We start from the raw sequence: 25,194 nt of genomic DNA, 5'->3' as shown, positions 1-25,194 counted from the left end.
CGTTTTAGCGAGATTGACTATATTCGTAAATCACTTCAAAAAAGTATATCATGGCATTGCATAAACTTACTCTTCCAAAAATGGGTGAAAGTGTTACGGAAGCAACCGTAACCAACTGGCTGAGAGAAATTGGAGATCTTATTCAGGAAGATGATTCTGTATTGGAAGTGGCTACAGACAAGGTGGATTCTGATGTTCCATCGCCTGTACAAGGAGTGCTGAAAGAACGTTTTTTTGAGAATGGTGATGTGGTGCAGGTGGGTGAGGTGATTGCTATCATCCAAACCGATGCGCAAGAAGAATCGGATGAGCAGGATACCGATAACCACGTGGCCAATCAAGAAGACGATATTCCGGTGGATATCAAAGACGTACCGGGTTTAACAAGTATAGAATCGCCTCAAGATGTGCAACATACTTCGACGCCAACAGAAGAAGTAACACAGCATGCCGCAGAAAGCTCACATCGTTTTTACTCGCCATTAGTTCGCAGCATTGCACAAGAAGAAGGAATTTCTTTTGCTGAACTGGATCAAGTATCTGGCAGCGGAGCCGAAGGGCGTGTCACCAAAGATGATGTACTCAAATATCTTTCCCAAAAGGACGCTGATCCGAAGTTGCAGGATAAATCAAAGGAAGATTCAAACAATCATAAAACGCACAACGAGCAAAATCAGTCTGCAGTAGTGGAGCGACCAAAATCTGCAGCCAAACCGGTGGTAGTGGCCAAAGGCGATGGCGATGAGATTATTGAAATGGATCGCATGCGTCGCTTAATTGCTGATCATATGGTGAGTAGTGTACATACATCTCCACATGTATTCTCAGCAGTAGAAGCAGATGTAACCAATCTTGTAAATTGGAGAAACCGTGTGAAAGATGGGTTCAAAAAGCGTGAGGGCGAGAATATTACGTTTACGCCACTCATTATAGAAGCCATTTCTAAGGCGCTTAAGGATTTTCCGATGATTAATGTTTCTGTCGATGGGTATAATATCATTCGCCGTAAACATATTAATATCGGGATGGCCACGGCTTTGCCGAATGGAAACTTGATTGTACCAGTGATCAAAGATGCGGATCAATTGAGCCTACTCGGTATTAGTCATGCGGTGAATGACTTAGCGCAGAGAGCACGGGATAATAAATTGAAACCAGATGACACCCAAGGTGGCACATTTACGTTTACGAATATTGGCGCTTTTGGCAACATTTTCGGTATGCCCATTATCAACCAACCGCAGGCGGCGATCTTAGCCGTAGGCACGATCAAAAAGAAACCAGCCGTTATCGAAACTCCAGCCGGAGATTTGATCGGTATTCGTCACTTCATGTACATCACGATGTCGTACGATCACCGCGTAATCGATGGCGCATTAGGAGGTACATTTATCAAACGGGTGGCAGACTATTTAGAAAATTGGGATTTGGATCGTACGGTATAGTACGACCCAACAAAAAGAATATATTAAGCACGGTGCGTTTGCGAACGTACCGTGCTTTTTATTTTACGAGCAATAATCGTTTTGTATCGCCAATATAATAGCGCGGTGGATGTTAGTAAACCCAGCGTCAGTCCGTACCAAATTCCTTGTATTCCCCATTCCAATACCAATCCCATCACATAAGCACTAGGTACGCCAACAATCCAGTACGCGACAAAGGTAATGGCCGTTGGCACGTTGACATCACCCATACCACGTAAAACACCTAATCCTACTACTTGCGTTCCATCAAACAATTGGAACATGCCTGCAATAATCAGTAAACTAGCGGCAATAACAATGACTTCCCTATCCTGTGTAATCACAAGGGGCAAATATTGATTGAAGAGGGCAAAAATTATTGCCCAGAAGATCATAAACACCAGCACAAGACGATATGAAACCATCGCAAACTTCTGTAAACGCTGGAAGTTGCCCGTTCCAAAGCTGTTTCCAGTCTTGATCGTGGCCGCCGAAGCCAATCCGCTCGCCATCATATAAGTCATCGCCGCCAAGGTGATTGCTACTTGGTGTGCTGCTTGTTCTAATGCGCCTATTTTTCCGGCAATCAACGCGGCAGTAGCAAAAGCACCGATTTCAAATACATATTGCATCGCCACGGGCGCTCCAATTTTAAAAATACTATTGATGCGTGTACGATCTATAAAGCGGATGGAGAAATCCACCATATAACGTTTAAAGTTCTTCGATCGTAATACATACGCCGCCATGACCAACATCATTAAGATACGATCTATCAGCGTCGCAATACCAACGCCACGAATACCCATTTCTGGAAAACCAAACATACCCCTTACCAGTACCAAGGCAATCAGGATATTCAGCACATTGCCCCAAATCGTGATATTCATCGCCTGCTTCGTAAACCCCAAACCTTCGGTAAATTGCTTGAATGCATTAAAGATCATCAATGGCAAAATGGAAAGTCCTAAAATAAAAAGGTACGGTTTAGCAGCCTCTACCACCAAGGGATCTTGATCCGTATGTTCCATCGCATACATCGATCCCCAATACACAGCACAAAAAAGGAGGATGCCCGTCACTACATTCAGCCAAATGCTGTTGGAGAGCAATTTCGCACATTCTTTAAAATCGGATTTACCATTATACTGTGCGATGAGCGGTGTAATACCGTACGCAATACCCAAACCAATAACTAGCACAACCATGAATACGGCATGCACGAGCGAAACGGCCGCTAAAGGTATGCGACCTGCGAATTGTCCGACAATGATTGTATCGGCAGTATGTACCATGGTATGCCCCAATTGGGATACAACGATCGGTGCTGCAAGCGCCATCGTACTAATGTAAAAAGCCTTATCTTTTCGTATGGAAGCGAACATGTGAAACAAATATGGCCAAAGGTAAATAGAAGCGCGGAAATCCACGTATTATCTTTTGCACACCCGATGCCTACAAGATCTTTACATGGATTTGTCTGCTTAATTCTGAACTTTTATGTACATTAGCAGTATTAATAATTGATATCAAAGACATGAATTTAGCGTTTTTAAATATCGGAACACAGGAAATGATGTTAATCATCATTGTTATCCTTTTTCTGTTTGGAGGAAAGAAATTGCCAGAATTGGCGCGTGGTTTGGGAAGAGGAATTCGCGAATTCAAAGATGCGTCTGACGGCATCAAACGAGAATTATCCGATCAGATCAATAGTTTTGAGAAAGACCTTGATGTGGAAGTAGAAGAACCTAAAAAAAGTCCAGTGGCTACAGCAGCTCCAACAGCAGCATCGATGTCTGAGCAAATGCGTGCCCATGCAGAAGAACCGAAACCAACATCAACCGTCCCTCAGTTCACAACACCTGCCGGAACACATCAACATAATCCGAATAATACGGTAGCAGATGTGCCATTGGCAACGCCGTCTACAGATGATAGTGAAACTTCGGCTACTAAAGAAGCCTAGAAATACGCCCTTTTTTTAACAATATTATAAAGAAATTATCCGGTTACTGGCCGAGCGTTGCTCTGTCTTAATCGGATTTTTTGCTAAACAAAATACCTACTCATTACGATGTCTTCCGAAAATAGTATAGCGAAAGAGCTGAATATCCATACAAAGCAAGTGCAAACCACCATCCAGCTGTTGGATGAAGGAGCTACAATTCCCTTTATAGCCAGATACCGCAAGGAAATGACAGGCAGTCTAGACGAAGTGCAAGTAGCTGCGATCCGCGATCGCATACAACAATTGCGTGATCTAGATAAGCGGAAAGAAGCGGTACTAAAGTCGATCACCGAACAGGGAAAGCTAACCGCAGAGCTTGAATTGCAGATTCGAGCGGTAGCAACGATGTCGGCTTTAGAAGATATTTACCTGCCATACAAACCCAAGCGCAAAACACGTGCTTCAATCGCTAGAGAAAAAGGTTTGTTACCATTAGCTGAGCTATTATTAGCGCAGGATATTCGTCAACTACAGCCCAAAGCAGAAGCTTTTGTAGATGCCGACAAAGGAGTGGAATCGGTTGAACAAGCATTAGCTGGTGCTCGTGACATCGTCGCAGAGATTATCAATGAAGATGCCGAGGTACGCAATACCGTACGTCGTGTGCTGGAGAAAAAAGGGAAATTTGTATGTCGAGTCGTTGCAGGCAAAGAAGCGAGTGCGCAGAAATTTAGAGATTATTTTGAATGGTCCGAATTCATCAAGGACGCACCTTCGCATCGTGTCTTAGCTATGCGTCGTGGAGAGAAAGAAGAACTGCTCAACTTAGATATTGCTGTAGAAGAAGTGGATGTGTTACCACAGATCGAAAAACGATACATTAGATCTGTTGGCGAAGTAGCTGCTCAGCTTCAGTTGGCCGTGCAAGATAGCTACAAGCGCTTGCTGAAACCTTCCATGGAAACGGAGATGCGCGTACTGACTAGGCAAAAAGCAGATGAAGAAGCAATTAAGGTTTTTGCAGAGAATGTCCGCCAATTGCTTTTGGCTGCTCCTTTAGGAGCGGTTTCATTGCTCGCTATCGATCCCGGGTTTCGCACAGGATGTAAAACTGTTGTGCTCAATGCGCAGGGCAGTCTTTTAGGAAATACCGCCATCTTCCCACACAACGGCGCAGGTGGCGAAGCCGAAGCGCAAAAGACAATCAAGCATTTGGTTTCTAAATACGATGTAGGAGCGATAGCCATTGGCAATGGTACGGCTGGGCGAGAAACAGAAGCATTTGTTCGTAAGCTTTCGCTTACGATTCCAATTGTGATGGTGAACGAAAGTGGTGCATCCATTTATTCAGCCTCCGAAGTAGCACGCGATGAGTTTCCCGATCAAGATATTACCGTACGTGGTGCAGTTTCTATTGGCCGGAGGCTAATGGATCCACTCGCTGAGCTGGTGAAAATTGATCCAAAATCTATTGGCGTAGGACAATATCAGCACGACGTAGATCAAAATAAATTGCAAGGTGCATTAGACGATACGGTGGTTTCTTGTGTGAACGCGGTGGGAGTGGAGCTAAATACCGCTTCGAAACAAATCTTGGCTTATGTATCTGGTTTAGGGCCAGGATTGGCACAGCAAATTGTGAATTATCGGCAAGAAAATGGACCATTTTCTTCACGAAAAGAATTGAAGAAAGTACCTCGATTGGGCGCAAAAGCTTACGAGCAATCTGCCGCCTTTTTACGGATTCGCGATGCAAAACATCCCTTGGATGCTTCGGCTGTTCACCCGGAGCGTTACGCGCTTGTCGAATCGATGGCAAAAGATTTAAAAGCTACCGTGCAAGATTTATTGCGCGATGAGCAATTGCGGCAACAAATCGATCCGAAACGCTACGTATCGGAAGAAGTGGGATTGCCAACATTGCACGATATTTTGGCCGAATTGGCAAAACCGGGATTAGATCCGCGCGATCAGTTTGAGCAATTTTCTTTTACCGATGGTGTCAACAGCGTGAAAGATCTGCGCGTGGGCATGCGACTTCCGGGAATCGTGACCAACATTACCAATTTTGGTGCATTTGTAGATATTGGCGTACATCAAGATGGCATGGTACATCTTAGTCAGTTAGCAGATCGCTATGTGCAAGATCCACGCGAGGTGGTGAAGGTGCAGCAAAAAGTAGAAGTGACCGTGATTGAGGTAGACGAGCAGCGCAATCGCATAAGCCTATCCATGAAAAGTGGTGAAACGCAACTCCGCAAGCGGCAAGATCGCCCAGAGCGCCAACCAGAGAAACGCGAAAAAAGATCAGATAATAACAAAAAGCAAGATGCAAATGGCGGTGATATGGCGGCGAAACTGGCGCAGCTTGCTAGCAAATTCAAATAGTAACAACAATCTATCTAACTATGAAAACATTAACCGAATTCAAACATAGCTTAGCTCAAAGTGCGCCACCGACGATTTGGTCGGCGCCATTAAAAGCACTTTGGTACGATGGCAAGGGCGACTGGCGCACGGCTCATGATCTTGTAGATCAGCTTATCGATCGCGAATCTGCGCATGTACATGCTTATTTACATCGGGTAGAAGGCGACCAATGGAATGCGGATTATTGGTACAATCGAGCAAAGAAACCATCTTATGTAGGATCTGTGGAGCAAGAATGGGAAGAACTGGTGATGTCTTTCTTGTAGAATAGATTTAATTGGAAGTCACCGGTGTGGCTGTCGTGTCGCGTGGAACGGTTAGATCAATCGTCTCATCCTCTTTCTTTTTGAAAGTCCATAATTGCTTAAAGAACTGGTGAAAGGTGTTGAATTCTTTTCGATAAACCAATCCTACCGCATTGATATAATCGTCCGTCGGGGTGAATAAGATATTTCGCGTATTTAATCGGTTGTACGCTCTAAACATCAAACTGCCATCACGTCGAATACGATAAGTTAATTCTGCATCAGTGGCTACTCGTGCCGAAAATAGTGCTAAGTCGGTCGTTTGCAGATTTCGTCGGTCGCTTACACCACCCGTTAATATCAGCCGGTCATCAAATAAACGGAGCGAAGCAGAAGCATCGTTGAAAGAGCGAATATTCAGATCTAGGAAATTCACGTTCAACGACTGTGAAATAATCGCATTCAATTGGTTGAATGCAAATTCGGTTCCTGCCGAAAGTAGTGTATTGTTCACCTCGCGTCCAAATTCATTGCTCGTGCTTGTCGCGGTAAAGCTGCGCCGCACAATCAAGCTCAATGCTTGCTGATTGATATTATTGGCATCACTAAAATAAGCCTGCAACTCATCCTTCACGTAAGGTGTAAGCGGAAAGCTCAAGTCAAATGTGATGTCTGGACTGGTCAACGTGCCTCGAATAATCATATCAGCTTGCGCCAATACACGTTCCTCATTACGTTCACGTCCGGCAGCATCGTACAACGCACCTAAGGAAGTACGCTGCTGATACAGCGCCGTGATATCTAATTGCGCTTGTGCCGGATCGCCTGTCCAACGAATCGTGCCACCTTGCTTTATGTCAAAATATTTGTTGATAAAATCCTGTGCCACAAAATGGAACTTACCCGAATTGACACTGTAATCACCAAACATCTCAAAATCACCTCTGCTCGATATTTTTAGAAGCACTTCCCCGTCGCCCGTACCCCGTAGTGAGCCAATATCGGTTTGCAAATTGACCTCTGCATCGGGCGTGATTTTTAGATCCATATTCATCGTCAAACCTTGGAAGAAGTACTGATTCTTTGGTACGTTTTTCTTCTTGTCATCTGCCTCTACCATGTAGATAAAGTCACTGTCGGAGATGGTCATGGCCGCATCCAGCGGAATAGTCATCACCGTGTTGGGATTAGATGATGCGGTGATGTCGATGTTGAGATTCGATGTTCTGCCTGCAAATTTGAAAATACCCGTCGCGTAAGCCGTACCATAATACAGGTTATTTTCCTTGTACGTGGTATTCAAAACATGAAAATTGTTGGCACGCGCTTCCACCTGAATATCAGGATCACTCAGTTGATTCAGATCCAAATAGCCCGATGCTGCAGCTTCATGACGCTGCGCATCGAATAAGCGCAGATTATCGAATTGCACCACATTATTCTCCACCATGAGTGATTGTTGCGCCAGGTGATAGGGTGTGTTGAGGTACATCACTGTAAAGCTCGCTTGCTGAATCTCTGCGGTTCCAGAAATTTTTGGCGCGGCAAATGTGCCACCAATGCGTATGTCGGCACTGCTTTTCCCATCCAGATCACTGACCAACTCTTTTAAGAATGGTTGAAATAATACCAATTCTATCTCGCGGATTTCCCCGCGCAATTGCAAAGCATTTTCGGTATCGGCCAAATCATAGGTTCCTTCTAATTGGAAACCGCGGCGCAGCGCATCTAACAAATTGATCTTTACGTCGACCAGTTTAGTGCTAGGGTTGAAGTTGGCATCAAAGTTCAATTGTCCAATCGGGATGGTATTGTACACGATCGGTGTTGTGGTGATGCTCGCGCGGAAGCGAGGTGACTGCAATACAGACGTAATAGTCACTTCTCCATTGAGCTCACCACGAAGATGCACGCCTAATGGATTCGTGATTGCTTCTAGGGATTTCAACCCGAAGCGGTTGAAACTAATGCGCAGATCGTCTTCTTCATTAGACAAAATACCATTGAATTCTACATTTTCATTGTTTTGCGCAAACCGGAATTTTTCGAAGTACAACTTGCCTTTTGACACCCGAATTTCTGTGTCGGACTGAATCTCCCAAGGCTCGTTGTTGAGTACAATGGTCGATTCATTGAAGTGTATATAAGCGGGCTTGCTGTGCTCAAAATGGATATGTCCGTGCAGTCTTAGTCGATCAGACGCCTGATCTTCTGCGGCATGAATCGCAAAGGTCAGGCTATCGTTGGTGAGGATATTTTCAATAGCTACTTTGTTCACGAATATGCTGTCAGAAATAGAAAAGCGATCTGCTAATAGCCGAAGCGAGAAGTTCTTTGCGTCGGTATGTTCTTCTACGCGCAGATTGCTCAGTTTGATATTATTATACGATACCTGTGGACTAGCAAATACAAAGTTACCAATGTAATTATCCGACGAAAAATTGGCTTCCAAGCTAGCGCCTCCATCAAATTGCAATGGTACATCCAAGAAAGCAGATACGGGTTCAAATGATTTTACCGCGACCTTCAAGTCGAAATTCTGATCGTTGAAAGGCTTTTTTGCCAAACCTATTGCGGGGGCATATTGTACAGCTAATGATTGAAAATAGGCTTCAATCGTATTGAGATCGATCGTGCCGGTCATCTCTGCATCCAACACGTTGGATTGCAGGCTAAGCTGTCGGTTGATCTGATCGCCCGATGATTCAAATCGGAAGTCTTTAATTTCAAACACACCGGCTAAGGTCTGCAAGTTGATATCTTGCGACGCAAGATAACCCGACAGGTTATTGATGTCGTTCCCCACGAAGTCGGCTTCTACATCGGTATTTTCTACGATCACACTGTCTTTTTGTATGAGATGAAGTGCAGATAGATTGAGTCGATCAATGTGTGAAGTGAGTTTGTAATTTGGTACTTGTTGTGAGAAATCAATGGCCGCATCATAATCCAACGCCGCTTCCATGTCATTTACTTGCCCATTTAGTTGCAAAAGCTCGTTTTGCAAGCTCGCTTGAAAATGCATTTCTTGTAGCGCATATTTTTGCAATTCAAATTGCTGAAGGCTTCCATCCACGGTGATATCCAACTTAGCCAAATCCGTGTTGCGCCCCTTAAAGTCGAGCTGCATTCCCGATTTTCCAAGTAGATCACTATGGGTGAGTGCGCCAATATCAAAAGAAGATGAAGTGACGCGTCCGCTATACACTAATTCAGGGCCAATGGCAATGGATGTCTTGGTCTGCATCTCACCGATGTCGGTTTTGAACTTTCCATCTACTGCAAAATCATCGTACAAACCCTTAAAACTACCATTAAAAGCAAGTGTGCCTAACTGGCTCAATTGATCAGGAAGAGCAAACTTTGGATCGTTGGATAATTCGCGTACTAATTCGTTAATATCTTCTGCCTGCGATTGTAAAGAAATCTGTGAGAAGTCAAAGATGGTGCGTTCGATGTAGGGTAGGCCAGTCACCCTAAATTCGCCTTTTAGCGAGGTGTTTCTTTTTGTGCTTAGCGAGACATTCCGAGCTTGCATAGCAGCGATGGGGCCGTCAAGCGATGCCGATTTTATTGCTGTGCGAAATTGAACAAAACGCATATCTGGTGCGAAAAATTCAATGTCTTTCGAATCCACCGTTGCATTCTCGATGCGCGCGGTTATCTTCACCTTATCTAAAAAATCTTCAAAATCGCCCAGCTTCTCATAATCAAATCGCAAGAAATTCGTGAGTACAGAGCGGTTGGTGATGAGCCTCAGATCCTCGAAGATCATCGCTCGAGGCTCTAACCTGGCAGAAGCGCTCAATTCTTGGAGATGAAAGCCGGATTTTTCCCGAAAGCTCAGTTGTTTGATGTCCGCATGTCTTGCCGCCGTATCGAGAGAGATATTGTCGAAAACACCCGAAAATTCTGTGAGCTCCATATTGGTGAAATCAATGCCTTTCTGGTGATGCTTTTTGGTTGCATCAGTGAATTGAAAGTGGCAATCCGCCAATTCTACACGTCCTAATGTGAGTTCCAGACTCTTTTTAGGCTTTTTTCCTGTTTTTTTCTTCGGTGCGAAGTACTCGATCAAAAAGTCGAAGTTGGAGCTGTCCTTATATAAGGTGTAATTTACGTAAGCTTCGGTAAGCCGAATGTCTTGGATGTCTATTTTATTCTGCGCAAGACCAGATAAAGAAAGACCTACAAAAAGCCGCTTGCTAGCGCCAATGCGGTTACCGGCCGGATCATCCAGTGTAAAATCATGTAATATGAGTGCCGAAAAAGGTTTGAAATAGATGGCCGATAGCGATACGTTGGCATTCAATTCTTTGGAAAGATACCGAGCCGCTTTCTTGGCAACGTAGGTTTGTACAGATGGGAATTGGAGCGATAAGGCAAATATCCCGACACTCACCACGATAGTGACCAGGACATAGGCGATTATTTTAATTATTTTTTTGATAATTTTACAAAATAATAAGTGCGACTCCTGCTATGACTGTCATCCTTGGTATAGAATCTTCCTGCGACGAGACTTCTGCATCTATCTGTATAGATGGCAAAATTAAGTCAAATATTATTGCGAACCAACTCGTGCACGCGAAGTATGGCGGGGTTATTCCTGAAGCCGCTTCTAGGGCGCATCAGCAGAACATTATCCCAACGGTAGACGAAGCCATAAAGCAAGCAAAGATATCGAAAGAAGATATCCATGCGGTGGCATTTACACGTGGTCCAGGATTATTAGGTTCCTTATTAGTGGGTACATCATTCGCTAAATCCTTTGCTTTAGCGCGCAATATTCCACTATTGGATATCAACCATATGCAAGCGCATATCTTAGCACATTTTATTGAAGATCCGCAGCCACAGTTTCCTTTTTTGTGCCTTACCGTTTCTGGCGGGCATACACAGATTGTGCTGGTCAAAGATTATTTTGAGATGGAGCTAATCGGAGAAACCTTGGACGATGCCGCCGGTGAAGCGTTTGACAAAACTGCGAAGATTTTAGGTTTACCTTATCCGGGAGGCCCATTGATTGATAAACATGCGGCTGATGGTAATCCGCGTGCATTTGCACTTCCAGAGCCGCAAATCGCTGGATTGGATTTTAGCTTTTCGGGGCTAAAAACGGCGATCTTATATCTTGTGCAACGCGAAATGCGCGAAGATCCCCATTTTTTAAATACGCGCATGGCCGATCTTTGCGCCAGTGTGCAAGATCGCATCGTTTCCATCTTATTAAATAAGCTCAAGAAGGCGGTGAAGCAGACTGGCGTCAGACAGATTGCGATTGCTGGTGGCGTTTCTGCCAATTCGGGATTGCGTACACAATTATTAGCATTAGGCGAACAGCTAGGAGCAGATGTTTTTATCCCTAAATTCGAATATTGTACCGACAACGCGGCCATGATTGCTATTGCTGGCTATCAGAAATTTCTGAAAGGCGAATTTGTCGGGCAGGAAATTACGCCTTTGGCACGATTGGCGGTAGGCTAAGGTTTAGAATTGGATGGTCCACTCGGCCAGCTCGTCTTCAGTTCCCTTTATCCAGTTTGGGCCATTTTCAAGGATCTGGATAGCTTCTTTATCACGCTTTTTGCCACCACTCTTTTTTATGCTAATGCCAATCGGTCTGCCTTGTGCATTAATGGCGAATAGCAACGTTACTTCACCAGCACCAAGCGCGCTTGTTTTAGCTAAATTGTTGACGTAGAGTCGGTAAGCTTGCAGTCCTATTGCTGGGCGGCTTTTTAGGCGCTTTGCCGAGACATTACGCATAATTCTAGGTTCTGTCGCTGCTCCATTTGGTGCACGTTTCAGCGCGATACGCATCGCGCCTTCTGCTACATGATCCGCTGTTTCAAAACCAGCCGATTGGATCGTTAAAACAGGTTTTTCGTTTGTCGAGCCCACAATGAACCTTCCGGTAGAATCGGTCTTGGCCAAGGTATTCATTTCCTGATCTCTTATCAGTGCTCCCGCAATAGGTTTTTGCGTTTGATGATCAATAATGATCCCTGTTGTGATCGATTTTACATCTTGTAAAGATACAGATTGTAAATCGTTGGATTGCCTCATGGGTCGTCCTGCGCGTGCCGATAGCATACTTATTCTATCTTGTGTTGTTGTGGCGCTGTTGCGCGAAGCCAAGGTGGTGTGCTCATCACGTAAGCTCATCGAGACTAACTCTTCCGCGTTGGAAGGGATGATCTGAATAGGAATGGTATCCAGCGCGGCTTGTCGAGCTGCATCTGAATTCTTGAGACGATTGGAAGCGGATGCCTCCACATTGCTATAAGCTAGTTTTTTTTCATGATCTTTTGTCGGTAAAGCTTCCTCAAGATCCATGGTTGTATTATCGTCAGATGAAGTGGTGTCGGGTATGGTCTCAGAAGGCTCGCTTATCGGAATGTGTTGCGCGATTTGTTGCTCTACACTTTCTGGTTGCATAAAAATATAGATCCCAATACCAAGTACGACCAACAAAGAAGCGGCCAGCCCAATCCAGCGATATATGTACGAAGATGTGCGGCCTGATGGTACATGGCTTCGTCGCTGAATTCGTTGCTGCAATTCAGGTATCACGTCATGCGTTAAGCCTTGCGCATACTCGGCTTCGATGCCGATCAGCACGTCCATGAGCGATTCATCCGCCTCAGCAGCCCTTTCTATTTCATGCATCTGCTGAGGCGATAATTCGCCTCGAACGTAACGACGTAACTGTGCTATATCTGGCCTATTATACATCCTGTTCCTTTTCTATACACTGCTTCAAATTCCGCTTGCCGTTTTGTATGTAGCTCTTCACGCCGTCCATGCTGTATCCGGTCAGGGTTGTGATATCTTTGTAACACCTTTCCTGTAAGAAAAAGAGCTGTATTGCGATTTTTTGTTTCTCAGGCAACTTTTCTATACAGCGTTCCATAGCTTGTAGGCGATCTTCCTTTGTCGCATAATCTTCTTCCAGATGCGGAGCAACGGAAAATTCCACAAAACTTTCCGAAAAATCGACCTTTTGGCTTTTATCTGCGCGTAGCGCCATCAAACAATGATTCTTCGCGACTACATAAATCCACTTTTGAAAATTCTTGATCTCCTGCCGATCCACTTTGAGGATGAGTTCTTCAAAAATTTGCATCACGGCATCTTTACTGCGCTCACTATCCTTAAAATACCGGAAGCACACGTAGTAGATCATTTCTGTATGACGTTGATATACATCGCCCAACAAGCCCAAATCTTTGCTTTCATTATATTGTGAAAGCAATAATTCGTCGGATTTGCCATCGCTCTTGGAAGATTTGAATTGCTCCATTCTGTTTCACAAAATAATTTTTTTTATCCAGTTATGGAAATACAACATGATGTGCATCCCTTGTGCGAACGCAGCTAATACCGAATAGAACAGCTTCGGTGGGGTAGTAGTTTTCAACTGAAGTAGAAACGTATTAAAGCACATTAAAAAAATGATGAGTATGAAAGTAAATACATTAAAAAGCGTGTGGATGTTTATTATCCTATTAGGCACGCAAGCGGTAATGGCTAAAAGTATTACAGGTTATGTCAAAAAAGCAAGTTCTGGTGCGGCACTAGGCGGTGTTTCCGTGGCGGTAAAAGGGAAGTCGATGCAAACGACGACAGATGAGAAAGGTTATTACCAGATCAATGCAGAGCTGGGACAAGTATTGGTGTTTTCACGGGGAGGATTTGCAACGGTAGAGCGAAACGTTGGGCAAGAAGCACAGATCGACGTCGCTTTGCAAATCGACCATGTAGAAAGTGATCGTAATTCGATTCCGACTAGAAATGATGTGTATGCAGGAGAATATGCTATCAAACGAGGAGAAACTCTAACAGCTTATGTGGGCGGTGGCGTGCATGTTCGGCCAATAATGTATCGCTCCGCAACCATGAATAGTTCAGAAAGCTATAAAAAAATAGCAGAAAATAAATTTGTGCGTACTACCACGGAACCGTTATCGACTTTCGCGGCAGATGTAGATGCCGCTTCCTACAGCAACGTACGTCGTTTTCTAAATCAAGGTCAGATGCCAAATGCAGATGCTGTTCGGGTAGAAGAGATGATTAACTATTTTACGTACGATTTGTCTGGCCCGACAAATGGAGATCCTGTTCGCGTGGTTACGGAACTGACTCAAGCACCATGGAATACACAACATCAGCTGTTGCGCGTAGCGCTGAAAGCGAAGGATATACCAAGCGAAAAGCTTCCTGCGGCAAATTTTGTGTTTCTGATTGACGTGTCGGGATCTATGAGTAGCAGTAATAAGTTGCCATTAGTAAAAAGTTCTTATAAAATGTTGGTAGATCAATTGCGCGATGAAGATCGTGTGGCTATTGTCACTTACGCGGGTTCTGCGGTTGTGGCTTTGGAGAGTACTTCTGGTAAGGAGAAAAGAAAGATCAAAGATATATTGGATGCTTTGCAGGCGTCGGGTTCTACGGCTGGAGGTGCTGGCATGACCAAAGCGTATCAGATAGCGCGCGCTCACTTTGCAAAAGCGGGAAATAATCGAATTATTATGGCCACAGATGGTGATTTTAATGTTGGCGAATCTAGCGATGAAGAAATGGAGAAACTGATTGCCAAAGAGCGTAATGACGGAATTTACATCTCGATATTGGGCTATGGAATGGGTAATTATAAAGATAGCAAGCTAGAGATGTTGGCCAATAAAGGACATGGGAACTATGCGTATATTGATAATATTTCGGAAGCGCGGAAAGCAATTGTCACCGAATTTGGCGCAAGTTTATTTACCGTAGCCAAGGATGTGAAGATCCAAGTGGAGTTTAATCCGCATTTTGTACAGTCGTATCGTTTGGTGGGTTATGAGCACAATCTGCTAGAAGCGGAAGACTTTAATAATGACGAAAAACTGGGCGGCGATATGGGCGTTGGTCATACGGTCACGGCTTTGTACGAGATCATTCCACAAGGTGTAAAAAGCAATTTTGATGGAGCGGTGGATGATTTAAAATATCAGGAGAACACTAAGCCGAAATCTACCATTAATAAAAAGGAGTTGGCGACCGTAAAATTCCGTTACAAAGAGCCGGATGGTGAAGTGAGCAAGCTAGTTACCCACGTGGTGAATCCCAAAGTAACTGCACTAGCACAAACGTCACAAGATTTACGTTTTGCGACCGCCGTAGCGGAATTGGGTATGCTGATTCGCAATTCGGATTATAAACAACAAGCTAATTTCGATCAATTGATTGCGCGAGCAAAAGAATCGCGTGGGAAGGATGAAGAAGGTTATCGAGCAGAATTTGTAAGATTAGCGCAAGATGCACGCGCCTTGTATAAAGCAGATCGATAACCTCCGCGGCGTATTCAGCATCATCTGTTATGATCTTGGGGCATAATAGATGATGCAAACGCCAATCAAAGCAATTATTCCACCGAGTATATCGTATCTATCTGGTGTAAAATCATCAAAAATCATCGCCCAAATGATGGATAAAACGATAAATATGCCGCCATACGTCGCGTACACGCGTGCGAAATCTGCGGATTGCCAAGTGGCTACGACGCCGTAAAATGCAAGAATAATGGCTCCTAAAACCGCAAACCACCAAGGTTTATCGGCTCGGAGCCATAACCATATCAGGTAACCGCCGCCGATCTCGCACAGGCCGGCTAGTAGAAATATTGGTATTGATTTTAAATCCATATCATTCAAAGATACGCGGTTTTCTGATTTTTTTTCGGACATTTGTGGCACTTTGGAATGGGGTTTTCCAAAGTGTGAAACACGCTTCTGAAGTATGCCAACGTAGTATGTTGTGCCTTCAGGAGTATTATCAAACGTTTTTTTATAATCTAAAATCATAAGTTGTACTATGATTAACATTACACTTCCTGACGGCTCCGTCCGTGCGTATGAATCCGGCGTTACTGCTATGCAGATCGCCTTGTCTATTTCCGAAGGTCTGGCCAGAAATGTGTTGGCTGCCGAAGTAGATGGCGAAGTATGGGATGCATCGAGAGCTATTGAGCAAGATGCTCATGTCAAACTCCTTACTTGGAATGATGATCAAGGGAAATCGACCTTTTGGCATTCTTCCGCCCACTTGTTGGCCGAAGCATTAGAGGCACTTTATCCAGGCATTAAGTTTGGTATTGGCCCTGCTATCCAGACGGGATTCTATTACGATGTGGATTTTGGCGATCAGGAATTCTCGTCCGACGACTTCAAGAAAGTCGAAGACAAAATGCTGGAACTAGCGAAGCAAAAAGAAGTTTTTGAGCGTCGCGCGGTTTCCAAAGCTGATGCTATTGCTTATTTCGAAGAAAAAGGCGATGAGTATAAACTAGATCTAATCAAGGATCTGGAAGATGGTAAAATCACTTTTTACTCACAAGGCCAATTCACCGATCTATGTCGTGGACCACACATTCCACAAACAGGTGTGATCAAAGCGATCAAGCTGACGAACGTGGCAGGTGCTTATTGGCGTGGCGATGAGTCGCGCAAGCAATTGACTCGTATTTACGGCGTAACTTTTCCAAAAGCGTCTGAGCTCACCGATTACCTAAAAATGATCGAAGAGGCGAAGAAACGCGATCACCGTAAATTGGGTAAAGAATTAGAGTTGTTTGCTTTCTCTGAAAAAGTAGGCATGGGCTTGCCATTGTGGTTGCCAAAAGGTGCGGCTTTGCGTCAGAAATTGATGGATTTCTTGCAAAAAGCGCAGTTGAAAGCAGGTTATGAGCCGGTGGTAACACCTCATATTGGACACAAACAATTGTATGTGACTTCGGGTCACTATGATAAATATGGTGAAGATTCTTTTCAGCCGATCAAAACGCCTGTAGAAGGAGAGGAGTTTTTCTTAAAACCGATGAACTGTCCGCACCACTGTGAGATCTATAAAACAAAACCAAGATCCTACAAAGATTTGCCAGTACGTTTTGCAGAATTTGGTACGGTATATCGTTACGAGCAATCGGGTGAATTGCACGGATTGACTCGCGTACGTGGCTTCACACAAGATGATGCCCACTTGTTCTGTCGCCCAGATCAGGTAAAGGAGGAATTCAAAAAAGTAATCGACTTAGTGCTATACGTTTTTGGTGCTTTAGGTTTCGATGATTATACTGCGCAGGTATCGCTTCGTGATCCAAACAATAAAACGAAATACATCGGTACAGAAGAAAACTGGACTTTAGCAGAGCAGGCGATCATTGAAGCGACTGCCGAAAAAGGCTTGAATTCGGTGATCGAATATGGCGAAGCAGCTTTCTACGGTCCAAAATTGGATTTCATGGTCAAAGATGCTTTAGGACGTAAATGGCAGTTAGGCACGATCCAAGTGGATTACAATTTGCCAGAGCGTTTTGAATTGGAATATACAGGAAGTGACAATCAAAAACATCGTCCGGTGATGATTCACCGTGCACCGTTTGGTTCGTTGGAACGCTTCGTAGCAGTACTCATCGAACACTGTGCTGGTCAGTTCCCGTTATGGCTTGCTCCTGAGCAATTTATCATCTTGCCGGTATCCGAAAAATACGAGGAATACGCGCAAAATGTTTTAAATTCCCTAAATAATTCCGATATTCGCGGACTGATTGACTTGCGTGATGAGAAGGTAGGTCGTAAAATTCGTGACGCGGAGATGAAAAAACTGCCTTATATGTTAATTATAGGGGATAAAGAGATCGAAAGTGGCACGGTATCTGTTCGTAAGCATGGGTCTGTCGATCTGGGTTCAATGACCTCAGAAGCATTCAAAGAATTATTAATTAAAGAAATAACGGTTTAAATAATATAAGCATTTGGCAAAAAGTAGCAATTTTGGTAATAGAGGTAGAGGGCCAATCCGTAAAAAGGAGCCTGAACACCGCATCAATGAAAACATCCGCGTACCTGAGGTACGTCTAGTAGGTGATAATATTGAGCCTGGGATTTATCCCACTCGTAAAGCGGTTGAACTTGCTGATGAGTTGGAGTTGGATTTGGTGGAGATCTCTCCAAATGCCACGCCTCCGGTTTGTAAAATCATTGACTACAGTAAATTCGTTTACGAGCAAAAGAAAAAACAAAAGGAGATCAAGGCGAATGCCAAACAAACTGTCATTAAGGAGATCCGTTTTGGACCTAACACCAGCGATCATGACTTCGAGTTCAAATTGAAGCATGCGATGAAGTTCTTAGAAAGTGGCGAGAAAGTTCGCGCTTATGTACACTTCAAAGGTCGTGCGATTGTGTTTAAGGAACAAGGGGAGATCTTATTGCTCCGCTTCGCGCAAGCATTAGAAGACTATGGTAAAGTAGAATTGCTGCCTAAATTAGAAGGTAAGCGTATGTTCTTGACCTTAGCTCCGAAAGTAGCGGCTAAAAAATAAACATCTAACAGATTGATATATAATTTTTAATATTATGCCAAAAGTAAAAACCAATTCCAGCGCTAAAAAACGCTTTAAGCTAACTGGAACAGGTAAAATTGCAAGAAAAAGTGCCTTCAAAAGCCACATCTTGACTAAGAAAACGACTAAACAAAAACGTAACTTGACACAAACTAGTTATGTTCATGATGCTGATATGGGCAATGTGAAACGCATGCTTGCTATCGGTAAATAAGTCCAATTCATTAATAATAATTTTTTAACCAGGTTGTAGGTTGTAAGATTGCTGAAAAACGTAACGCCTTTAACCAAATAAAATTTCAACATTATGCCACGTTCGGTTAACGCAGTAGCTTCGAGAAGAAGAAGAAAAAGAATCATGAAATTAGCCAAAGGCTATTTCGGTTCACGTAGCAAAGTTTATACTATTGCTAAAAATACAGTAGAAAAAGGTTTACAGTACGCTTACCGCGACCGTAAAACCAAAAAACGCGAGTTCAGAGCTTTATGGATCCAGCGTATCAATGCGGGCGCCCGTCAACACGGTGTTTCGTATTCTCAACTAATTGGTAAATTGAATGCTAAAAACATCGGCTTGAACCGTAAGGTGTTGGCTGACTTAGCATTGAACCACCCAGAAGCTTTCAAAGCAGTTGTAGACGCAGTAAAATAGAGTTTTAAACCCGATATCAATTTGTTAGAGATATGAAAAAGGAACCTTCGGGCTCCTTTTTTTATGTCTTTTACATAGTAAAGTTTGCCGTTATCTTGACTATTTCTTTAGATGCCAAGCTCTAGGATGCGTAAAAGCTCTCAATCCTTGATGAGACAGCGTCACTCCGATACCAGAATGATTTCTTCCACTCCAAGGTAACGCCCCAACGACACGGTCACAACAATTCCAATATGCAGTTCCGGTTTTAATTTCTCGCAAGATAGATTTCGCATGTGCTTCTTTTGCGGTATACACACTCGCCGTCAGGCCATATGGGGTGTCTTGCATCAACTCAATGGCTTCTTTATCAGAGCTTACTTTCATAATACCAATGATGGGGCCGAAACTTTCTTCTTTCATGACCTCCATCTCGTGATTCACATGGGTAAGCACAGCGGGAGAGAAGTAATATCCTGAGTCGGGAAGTTCTTTTTTCTCTGAAACAAGCTTTGCACCTTTGTTCAATGCATCCGTTAGCTGTTTTTCAAGGAAGCTGACCTGATCTTTTCTGGTAAGTGGGCCAAAAAACACATCAGGTTCCGTCGGTAAATCCAATTTCCAGTTATTGACTTGTTGTGTGAATGCCGCTACGTATTGCTCATACACTTTTTCGTGAACGTAGATGCGTTCTACAGAACAACAGCTTTGTCCATTGTTGTAGAACGCACCTTCTGCGGTATCTGCAGCTACTTTTTCAATATCTACGATATCTTCAGTGATGTATACCGGATCTTTTCCACCAAGCTCTAGTTGGCAGGGAACTAACTTGGGCGCTACTTTTTCGTAGATATATTGGCCAGTTTTGTAAGAACCAGTGAAATAGTATCCATCAAATTCCATCTCCAAAAGTGATTGACCAACGGTAGATCCACCAACCGCTAACTGAAAAACATCAGGCGGAACACCGGCTGACAATAGTAGATCGGAGATGGCGATACCAGTGTTTGTTGCAAATTCAGATGGTTTGTACATCACGCCATTTCCAGCGATAAGCGCTGGTACAAATACGTTGACCCCAACCAAGTAAGGATAGTTCCAAGCTGATATGTTGCAGATGATACCGAGCGGATCATAACTTATCACTTCTTGTACGCCACCGGAATTGCTCATTACCTCGTCTGAGAAGTATTCTTCTGCATGCTCTGTTAACCACTTGATCCTCGAAATAGCTCCTCTGATTTCATTTTGAGCTTGTTGCAGAGGTTTCCCGGTTTCTTCACTCAAGATGGTGCTTAGGTATGTAACTTTTTCATCTAGCAATTGCATAAACTTCACCAATATGGCTACTCGATACGTTAATGAATTGGCAGACCAAGATGCTTGTGCCGCTTGAATTAACGCAAACTTTTCTGCTAGCGTTTCTCGGGTATCTTCTTGCAGGTCGTTAATGTATTGTCCTGTGGCTGGATTTATTGTTTTCATCGTTTTGATTGCTTTGCGTAAATAATAAAACCTGTTTTATGAAATCTAAACCTATATTTTTCACAAATGGGCTTTCTCTGTCATTCATTCTTTCCGGATGCCATTGTACGGCGAGCAAATAATTGGATGGTTGTATTTCCTTATTTTCCAATGCTTCTACAACTCCATCTGGAGATATAGCGGTAACTACAAGTCCTTTTCCGACCCGGTCTAAACTTTGATGATGTAGACTATTCGTATATCCAGTAGATTGCCCAAGGACAGATCTTAAATAGGATTGCTCGTCAATATGTACTTGATGCGTGGTCGGCAAACCGTCTTTTCCTTTGGAGTGATTAAATTTCCCCCATGACGTAAGATCCGGAATGAGTGTTCCACCGTGGTATACATTCAGGAGTTGCATACCTCTGCATATTCCCAATATGGGGATGGGTTTTACAGCTAATTTGTGTAAGAGTTGCCACTCAAATTCATCTCTTTCGAGATCGAAATCTTCCTCTTCGCAGTAGGAAAGGTATTCTGGAGACTTATACCTTTGTGGGTGCACGTCTTCGCCACCTGAAAAAATTAGACCGTCACAAAAATCTAAATCATTGATATTGTTCAATCGATAACCTAATTGGATAAGTTCGATATCGTCAGATAGTGAGGTGATCCATTGGGCATACAACTCATAGGCTCGACCATCTGTCAATCCGATTTTGACCTTACTCATAATGCTTTTTTATATAAACTGTAAAAATCGTCTCGGCTAACGGGTTTAGGATTGTTCGGGTGTGCAAAATCTGCAAAAGCTAGGTCTGCCAATGTTTCTAGATGCGATTCTTGCACGCCAATGCTGCTAAGATTTTTCGGAATAGATATTTGTGTGTTCAATTGATTTATATAATCGATCACTGCTTCTCCCGATACATCTTTCAATCCCAAACTTTGGGCAATACGGCGGTATTTATCTTCATTTCCCTCCAGATTAAATGCCAAACCGTGTGCTAAGTTTACGGCATTTGCCAGTCCATGATGTGTGTCAAGTAAAGAAGAAAGCGGATGTGCTAAAGAGTGAACAACTCCTAAACCTTTCTGAAAGGCGATTGCACCCATCATAGAGGCCAGTAACATATTGCTGCGCGATTCCTCATTAGGGTTGAGTACGGCATCTTTTAATGATTGACTGATCAGCCGTATTCCTTCCAAAGCTATCCCATCACAGATTGGGTTATAATTTTTAGCGAGAAATGCTTCGATATTATGAGTCAATGCATCCATCCCAGTAGCCGCTGTGATATGCGGCGGTAGCTCCATGGTAAGCAATGGATCGGCAAATACTATTTTTGCGAGTAGTTTTGGAGAAAATAATATTCTCTTCTGATGTGTTTCGTCATCAGCTATAATGGCACTTCGCCCCACTTCACTACCTGTTCCTGCTGTTGTCGGAATCGCAATAAAAGGAGGGACGTCTCCTGTTACATAAACATCTCCTCCGATCAAATCATCATATTTAAAAAGATCGTCTCGATGATGTACGCGTAATACAATCGCTCGAGCAATGTCTAAAGCTGCACCACCACCAATTCCTATCACGGAGTCTCGGTCGGAATTATCCCAAACATCCACTCCATGGTACACATCTGATTTGACTGGATTTTTATGTATATCGGAGAATAGCTCAACATGAATATTTTGCTTTTGCAATTGGCGGACGATATCTGCGAAAAATGGTAAGTTGGCAACGGTGGGATCGGTCACGATCAATGGTCTAGATAGCCCTTCACTAGCGAGGTAGGCAGGCAGTTCTCGTGTGGCTCCGCAACCAAAGCGAACAATGGTCGGTATGTTAAACTGTACTATTTGATAAGGATCCATAATTATATGATTTCAAAGTATCGCTTCAACTCCCAATCGGTCACATGTTGTGCAAACTGTTGCCATTCCCAATCTCTGGTTGCACAGAAGTGCTCGACGAACTTATTTCCAAACAATTCCTGAGCGATCGGACTATTTTTCATTTGCTGATTGGCTTCATAAAGATTGGATGGTAATGTGCCATTCGATTTATCTTTATATCCATTTCCCAGCGTTTTCGGTTGCTCTAATGGCAATTGATGACGTATGCCGTATAAACCCGATGCTAGGCATGCTGCAATAGCCAGATATGGATTGGTGTCTGATCCTACCACTCTTGTTTCGATTCTGGTTGATTTTTTGCCGGTAGGCAATATACGCACAGCAACAGTGCGATTATCCACGGCCCACGTTAATGTAGTTGGTGCCCACGCGCCTTCTACCAATCTTTTATAACTATTTATCGTAGGAGCAAGCAGCGGTAAAATATGCGGCAAGCAGTGCAGTTGTCCCGCCAAATAGTTTTTCATCAACGGACTCATTTTGTCCGACGATTCTTCCTCATAAAACAGGTTAACTTTTCCGGCTTTATCCCATAAACTCTGATGCACGTGACCACTGCAGCCTGGAAGATTTTCATCCCATTTTGCCATGAAAGTAGCCATGATACCATGCTTGTAAGCAATCTCTTTGACTGCAGTCTTGAATAATGTAGCTCTGTCTGCAGCTTCTAAGGCATCAGAATAAGTAATAGCAGCTTCATATACGCCAGGTCCAGTTTCGGTGTGTAGACCTTCTAGTGGAATGTCAAAGGCTTTTAGGAGGCTGAATAAGTCACTGATATAATCCTTTTTCAATGTGCTGCGAAGGATCGAGTAACCGAACATGCCTGGGGTTAATACTTTGGGGTCTCTGTAGTTTTTGTCCGCAAAAGTGCTGGGAGTTTCTTCAAAGTTGAACCATTCAAATTCTTGCGCGCAGAATGGTTTAAATCCCAAAGAGTCGCATTGGTCAATCACTTTTTTTAGTAATTGTCTTGGACATATAGGCGATGGCTCGCCTTTGTCATCATAGAAATCGCCAAGTAGAAAAGGAACATCGTCTTCCCATGGAATGGTACGAAATGTTTTTAAATCTAATTTGATCGGAGCATCTGGATATCCTGTATCAAGATTTGTCGTTGAAACCTGGTCATACACTGCATCATGCATATCCCAGCCGAACACTACATCGCAAAAACTGAGTTCTAGATCGGATAAGCCTTTAAACTTATCTGAAGAGATGTATTTACCTCTCAAAATACCGTCTATATCGGTGACTGCTAGCTTTAACTTCGACGAAGGATGTTCGTCTACAAACTTTACGATTTCTTCTAATGTCATCTTTTAACTGTTTTAAATAATATGTAAGAGAAGCCTATTATCAATAAGTACACAAATCCGATTTTAAAACTGAAGTAGAACATGGATAGCAGCGATATGGATCCTATCGCTATGACGCTAATGGGAAATATAGGGTAGAGCGGTGCGCGGAAAGGTCGTTCCATATCAGGAGCATTATTTCGTAACCGAATCATAGCAATCATAGCAATGATGTATAATGTTAACGCACCAAAAACGGCTAAAATTATAATTTCGCCTGTCTTTCCTGATAGTAAAGCTACAATCCCAACGACCATGTTACCGACTAAAGCGTAACTTGGAGTTTGAAATTTCTTCGAAATTTCTCCAAAAATTGGCGGAAAATTTTGCGCTTTCCCCATTTCGTACGTCGAACGACCTGCCGCCAATATCAAGCCGTGAAATGACGCAATCAATCCAAATAGACCCACGGTGATGAGTAAGTGATATAGTAGATGATTATCTCCGGTGATGAGGTATAGCGCTAGAGGGAGCGGTGAATCGGATGTTTCGCCATCTATACCATTTTTAAAAACTACAGCTTCCCAACCTGCAACACCGATCGTCGTGACAAAAACTAAAATGCACAAGGTGCACAAAGTTGCTATCGCCCATCCAAAACCTTTTTGGATGTCTTTTTGAGGATTTTTGGTTTCTTCTGCTACATTCGCAATGCCCTCCACTCCCAGAAAAAACCATATCGCGAAAGGTATAGCTGCAAATGCGCCCGACCAGCTATGTGGTAACGCATTGCGAGCGAGATTTTCTGTTTCAAAACTAGGAGCTGCAATACCAACGAATAGTAATAACTCTCCAACGGCAAGCACGGTGACGACAATTTCAAAAATAGCGGCAGCTTTTACACCAATGATGTTAAGAGTTGTAAATATTAAATAGGCAAAAATCGCTGTGCTCAAGATCGGAATAGCGGGATAAAAGGCATTGAAGTACGCGCCTATCGCAAATGCAATAGCTGGTGGCGCAAAAACAAATTCGACGGTTTGTGCTATTCCAGCAATAAATGCAACATCTTTTCCAAGTGCTTTATGAGCATAATCAAAAACACCTCCTGCTTTTGGGATAGCACACGCTAACTCCGTGTAGCTCAATGTAAATGCAATATACATGAACATCACCGTAATGGTGGCAACTGCCATTCCTAATGTTCCACCTTTTTCTAGTCCCAAGTTCCACCCGAAATACATCCCTGAAATGACATATCCAACGCCCAGTGCCCATAAGGCGAATGGACTCAGTGTTTTCTTTAATTGTTGCGTAGCGCTCATTAAATCTAGTATTAAAATACAGTAAACTAGAGCCACAGAGATGTGGCTTATTCTTAAATTGGATTTCGTACTT

Annotated in this window: 20 protein-coding genes; 10 read left to right on the top strand and 10 right to left on the bottom strand. The window is 43.3% G+C overall.

Annotated elements, in window-relative coordinates; translation table 11 throughout:
* Positions 1-50 precede the first annotated feature (50 nt).
* Positions 51-1,445: a dihydrolipoamide acetyltransferase family protein gene (locus GKO22_RS11270; RefSeq protein WP_166335102.1), complete on the top strand. Its 1,395-nt coding sequence runs from the start codon at positions 51-53 to the stop codon at positions 1,443-1,445.
* Between the two features lie 23 nt (positions 1,446-1,468).
* On the opposite strand, the gene GKO22_RS11265 is transcribed toward GKO22_RS11270, so the two are convergent.
* On the bottom strand, positions 1,469-2,851 hold the full coding sequence (locus tag GKO22_RS11265) for an MATE family efflux transporter (RefSeq protein WP_166335101.1): 1,383 nt from the start codon (positions 2,849-2,851) through the stop codon (positions 1,469-1,471).
* A 152-nt stretch (positions 2,852-3,003) separates the two neighbouring features.
* Between GKO22_RS11265 and GKO22_RS16805 the strand changes: the two genes are divergently transcribed.
* The 3 genes from GKO22_RS16805 to GKO22_RS11250 all read left to right on the top strand — a co-directional run bounded on the left by GKO22_RS16805 (position 3,004) and on the right by GKO22_RS11250 (position 6,113).
* Positions 3,004-3,435 (top strand): Sec-independent protein translocase subunit TatA/TatB, encoded by a 432-nt coding sequence (locus GKO22_RS16805; RefSeq protein ID WP_166335099.1) that lies wholly within the window; start codon positions 3,004-3,006, stop codon positions 3,433-3,435.
* 108 nt (positions 3,436-3,543) lie between these two features.
* Positions 3,544-5,805, top strand: coding sequence for a Tex family protein (locus GKO22_RS11255; RefSeq protein ID WP_166335097.1), 2,262 nt, complete (start codon positions 3,544-3,546; stop codon positions 5,803-5,805).
* A 20-nt stretch (positions 5,806-5,825) separates the two neighbouring features.
* Positions 5,826-6,113: a hypothetical protein gene (locus tag GKO22_RS11250; protein ID WP_166335095.1), complete on the top strand. Its 288-nt coding sequence runs from the start codon at positions 5,826-5,828 to the stop codon at positions 6,111-6,113.
* A gap of 7 nt (positions 6,114-6,120) precedes the next feature.
* On the opposite strand, the gene GKO22_RS16800 is transcribed toward GKO22_RS11250, so the two are convergent.
* Positions 6,121-10,521 carry a translocation/assembly module TamB domain-containing protein gene (locus GKO22_RS16800; protein ID WP_449441441.1) on the bottom strand — a complete coding sequence of 1,467 codons (4,401 nt, stop codon included), beginning with the start codon at positions 10,519-10,521 and terminating at the stop codon, positions 6,121-6,123.
* 53 nt (positions 10,522-10,574) lie between these two features.
* Between GKO22_RS16800 and tsaD the strand changes: the two genes are divergently transcribed.
* Positions 10,575-11,579, top strand: a complete 1,005-nt coding sequence (gene tsaD, locus GKO22_RS11240; protein WP_166335091.1) for a tRNA (adenosine(37)-N6)-threonylcarbamoyltransferase complex transferase subunit TsaD — start codon at positions 10,575-10,577, stop codon at positions 11,577-11,579.
* Positions 11,580-11,582: 3 nt separating this feature from the next.
* On the opposite strand, the gene GKO22_RS11235 is transcribed toward tsaD, so the two are convergent.
* Positions 11,583-12,830 carry a hypothetical protein gene (locus GKO22_RS11235; protein ID WP_166335089.1) on the bottom strand — a complete coding sequence of 416 codons (1,248 nt, stop codon included), beginning with the start codon at positions 12,828-12,830 and terminating at the stop codon, positions 11,583-11,585.
* A complete protein-coding gene (locus GKO22_RS11230) occupies positions 12,823-13,398 on the bottom strand; it encodes an RNA polymerase sigma factor (protein WP_166335087.1) in 576 nt (191 codons plus the stop codon). Before GKO22_RS11230 ends, GKO22_RS11235 begins: the two co-directional genes overlap by 8 nt.
* Positions 13,399-13,558: 160 nt before the next feature.
* On the opposite strand from GKO22_RS11230, the gene GKO22_RS11225 reads away from it, so the two are divergent.
* Positions 13,559-15,427 (top strand): YfbK domain-containing protein, encoded by a 1,869-nt coding sequence (locus GKO22_RS11225; protein WP_166335085.1) that lies wholly within the window; start codon positions 13,559-13,561, stop codon positions 15,425-15,427.
* 27 nt (positions 15,428-15,454) lie between these two features.
* Here GKO22_RS11225 and GKO22_RS11220 read toward each other — a convergent pair whose 3' ends face one another.
* Complete coding sequence (locus GKO22_RS11220) at positions 15,455-15,940, bottom strand: YnfA family protein (RefSeq protein ID WP_240920273.1); 486 nt, start codon at positions 15,938-15,940, stop codon at positions 15,455-15,457.
* A 10-nt stretch (positions 15,941-15,950) separates the two neighbouring features.
* Here GKO22_RS11220 and thrS point away from each other — a divergent pair, with 10 nt between their 5' ends.
* From thrS to rplT, 4 genes are all read left to right on the top strand, one after another.
* The gene (gene thrS, locus GKO22_RS11215; protein WP_166335083.1) at positions 15,951-17,876 is read left to right on the top strand and encodes a threonine--tRNA ligase; all 1,926 of its coding nucleotides are present in this window, start codon (positions 15,951-15,953) and stop codon (positions 17,874-17,876) included.
* 13 nt (positions 17,877-17,889) lie between these two features.
* Positions 17,890-18,459 (top strand): translation initiation factor IF-3, encoded by a 570-nt coding sequence (gene infC, locus GKO22_RS11210; RefSeq protein WP_206367886.1) that lies wholly within the window; start codon positions 17,890-17,892, stop codon positions 18,457-18,459.
* 34 nt (positions 18,460-18,493) lie between these two features.
* Positions 18,494-18,694 carry a 50S ribosomal protein L35 gene (rpmI, locus tag GKO22_RS11205; protein WP_066752870.1) on the top strand — a complete coding sequence of 67 codons (201 nt, stop codon included), beginning with the start codon at positions 18,494-18,496 and terminating at the stop codon, positions 18,692-18,694.
* A 93-nt stretch (positions 18,695-18,787) separates the two neighbouring features.
* Positions 18,788-19,132 (top strand): 50S ribosomal protein L20, encoded by a 345-nt coding sequence (gene rplT, locus GKO22_RS11200; RefSeq protein WP_166335081.1) that lies wholly within the window; start codon positions 18,788-18,790, stop codon positions 19,130-19,132.
* A gap of 99 nt (positions 19,133-19,231) precedes the next feature.
* On the opposite strand, the gene GKO22_RS11195 is transcribed toward rplT, so the two are convergent.
* The 5 genes from GKO22_RS11195 to eat are packed head-to-tail and all read right to left on the bottom strand — an operon-like array spanning position 19,232 to position 25,121.
* Positions 19,232-20,596, bottom strand: coding sequence for an aldehyde dehydrogenase family protein (locus GKO22_RS11195; protein WP_166335079.1), 1,365 nt, complete (start codon positions 20,594-20,596; stop codon positions 19,232-19,234).
* The gene (locus GKO22_RS11190; RefSeq protein WP_206367885.1) at positions 20,559-21,311 is read right to left on the bottom strand and encodes a gamma-glutamyl-gamma-aminobutyrate hydrolase family protein; all 753 of its coding nucleotides are present in this window, start codon (positions 21,309-21,311) and stop codon (positions 20,559-20,561) included. The genes GKO22_RS11195 and GKO22_RS11190 overlap by 38 nt, the downstream gene beginning before the upstream one ends.
* On the bottom strand, positions 21,308-22,456 hold the full coding sequence (locus GKO22_RS11185; RefSeq protein WP_166335078.1) for an iron-containing alcohol dehydrogenase: 1,149 nt from the start codon (positions 22,454-22,456) through the stop codon (positions 21,308-21,310). The genes GKO22_RS11190 and GKO22_RS11185 overlap by 4 nt, the downstream gene beginning before the upstream one ends.
* Before the next feature lie 2 nt (positions 22,457-22,458).
* Entirely contained in the window at positions 22,459-23,817 is a 1,359-nt protein-coding gene (locus GKO22_RS11180) for a glutamine synthetase family protein (protein ID WP_166335076.1), read from the bottom strand.
* Complete coding sequence (gene eat, locus GKO22_RS11175) at positions 23,814-25,121, bottom strand: ethanolamine permease (RefSeq protein ID WP_166335074.1); 1,308 nt, start codon at positions 25,119-25,121, stop codon at positions 23,814-23,816. The genes GKO22_RS11180 and eat overlap by 4 nt, the downstream gene beginning before the upstream one ends.
* Between the last annotated feature and the right edge of the window lie 73 nt (positions 25,122-25,194).

The sequence above is a fragment of the Sphingobacterium chungjuense genome (assembly GCF_011316935.1).
Taxonomy (GTDB): domain Bacteria; phylum Bacteroidota; class Bacteroidia; order Sphingobacteriales; family Sphingobacteriaceae; genus Sphingobacterium; species Sphingobacterium chungjuense.
This window is presented reverse-complemented; position numbering and strand designations above follow the sequence as displayed.